This window comes from Desulfotomaculum copahuensis, assembly GCF_001655685.1.
GTDB classification, from domain to species: Bacteria; Bacillota; Desulfotomaculia; order Desulfotomaculales; family Desulfovirgulaceae; genus Desulfotomaculum_G; species Desulfotomaculum_G copahuensis.
This window is the reverse complement of sequence record NZ_LYVF01000180.1, coordinates 1-2311: the sequence shown is the minus strand read 5'-3', so window position 1 is coordinate 2311 and position 2311 is coordinate 1. Positions and strand designations below refer to the sequence as shown.

The following is a 2311-nucleotide window of genomic DNA, read 5'->3' as shown; positions in this document are numbered from 1 at the left end:
AGGAGGTTGAGTTATGCCCAGTTTTGTAATGAAAGAGAAATGCGACGGCTGCAAAGGACAGGATAAGACCGCCTGCATGTACATCTGCCCGAACGACCTGATGGTGCTGGACAAAGACGCCATGAAAGCGTACAACCGGGATCCCTGGGCCTGCTGGGAATGCTACTGCTGCGTCAAGATCTGCCCGCAACAGGCGATCGACGTACGCGGCTACGCCGACTTCGTGCCCATGGGCGCCAGCGTCACCCCGTTAAGGGGCTCGGACAACATCATGTGGACCGTAAAATTCAGAAACGGCATGCTCAAGCGGTTCAAATTCCCGATCAGAACCACTCCGGAAGGCACTGCCCAGCCCGACGGCGGCTTTGGTGAAGGCGCCGGCGACCTCAAAGGCATCGCCCTGTTCACCGAACCCGAATCCCTGGGCATACCCGTACCCACCATCAACAAGTAACGGAGGAGGTTAAAAGATAATGGCGAATTTTGAAACCGTAGAAGTCAGCACCGATCTATTGATTCTGGGCGGCGGCATGGCAGCCTGCGGCGCAGCCGTCGAAGCAGCCTACTGGGCCAAGAAAAACGGCCTGAAAGTAACCCTGGTGGACAAAGCCGCGCTGGACAGAAGCGGCGCCGTGGCCATGGGCCTGTCGGCCATCAACCAGTACATCGGCCTGAAAGAAAACGCCAACACAGTCGAACAATACGTCCAGTACGTGCGGCAGGACCTGATGGGCGTCACCCGGGAAGACCTGGTCTACAACATCGCCCGGCACGTCGACTCCACCGTGCACCTGTTTGAAAAATGGGGCCTGCCGATCTGGAAAGACAAAGAAGGCAACTACGTCCATGAAGGCCGCTGGCAAATCATGATCAACGGCGAATCCTACAAAATCATCGTCGCCGAAGCAGCCAAAAACGCCCTGGGCACCGACAACATCTACGAGCGTGTCTTCATCGTCGAACCGATCATGGACGGCGACCGTATCGCCGGCGCCGTGGGCTTCTCCACTCGGGAAAACAAATTCTACGTCTTCAAAGCCAAAGCCGTCATCGCAGCCATGGGCGGCGCCGTCGGCGTATTCAAACCGCGCAGCTCCGGTGAAGGCCTCGGCCGCTCCTGGTACCCGCCGTTCAACTCGGGCGCCAGCGCCTACTTCACCATCAAAGCCGGCGCCGAAATGACCTGCCAGGAAGTACGCTTCATCCCCGTCCGGTTCAAAGACGCGTACGGCCCGGTGGGCGCCTGGTTCCTGCTCTTCAAATCCCGGGCCACCAACGCCATGGGCGGCGAATACATGGTCGAGCGGGCGGAAGAACTGAAAAACTGGGGACCGTACGGCAGCGCCAAACCGATCCCGGCCAACCTGCGCAACTACCTGGGCATGCTGGACACCAACGAAGGCTTAGGCCCGATCTACATGCGCACCGAAGAAGCGATCGCCAAACTGGCCTCCGCCGCCGGCAGCGAAAAAGAATTCAAAAAGAAAATGAAAGAACTGGAAGCCGAAGCATGGGAAGACTTCCTGGACATGACCATCTCCCAGGCCATCCTGTGGGCGGCCACCAACACCGCGCCGGAAGAAAAATCCTCCGAAATTGCGGCGGCCGAACCCTACTTCATCGGCTCGCACTCCGGTGCCTCCGGCGCCTGGGTGAGCGGACCGGAAGACATCGCCCCGGCCGAATACAACTGGGGCTACTGCAACATGACCACCACCAAAGGCCTGTTTGCCGCCGGTGATGCCTCCGGCGCCTCCAGCCACAAATTCTCCTCCGGCTCGCACGCTGAAGGTAGAATCGCCGCCAAATCGGCCGTCCGGTTTATCGTCGAAAACAACGCCATGCCCAACGTGGACGCGGCCGTGGTAGAAGAACTGAAAGCCAAGATCTTGAAGCCGGTCGACCTGTTCGAACAGAACTGCAACTTCTCCACCGACCCGGAAGTCAACCCGAACTACATCAAACCGCGGATGTACATGTTCCGGCTGCAGAAACTGATGGACGAATACGCCGGCGGCGTCTCGGCACAGTTCACCACCAACCAGGCCATGCTGGAAAAAGCCCTGGAACTGCTGGCCTTCCTGAAGGAAGACTCCGAAAAACTGGCCGCCTCCAGCCTGCATGAACTGATGCGCTGCTGGGAGAACGTACAGCGGACCTGGCAGGCGGAAGCGCACGTACGCACCATGCTGTTCCGGGAAGAAACCCGTTGGCCCGGCTACTACTTCCGTGCCGACAAGCCCAAGATGGACGAGGAAAACTGGAAAGTCTTCGCCAACTGCAAGTGGGATCCGGCCAATGGCGAATGGTC

At 58.9% G+C, this 2311-nt stretch carries 2 protein-coding genes; both read left to right on the top strand.

Translation table 11 applies throughout. The features are described from left to right. Window positions 1–13: 13 nt before the first annotated feature. Window positions 14–454 carry an adenylyl-sulfate reductase subunit beta gene (gene aprB / locus A6M21_RS14120; RefSeq protein WP_066669949.1) on the top strand — a complete coding sequence of 147 codons (441 nt, stop codon included), beginning with the start codon at window positions 14–16 and terminating at the stop codon, window positions 452–454. Window positions 455–473: 19 nt separating this feature from the next. Then, a partial coding sequence (gene aprA / locus A6M21_RS14115) for an adenylyl-sulfate reductase subunit alpha (RefSeq protein ID WP_066669947.1) occupies window positions 474–2311 on the top strand: 1838 nt, incomplete at its 3' end.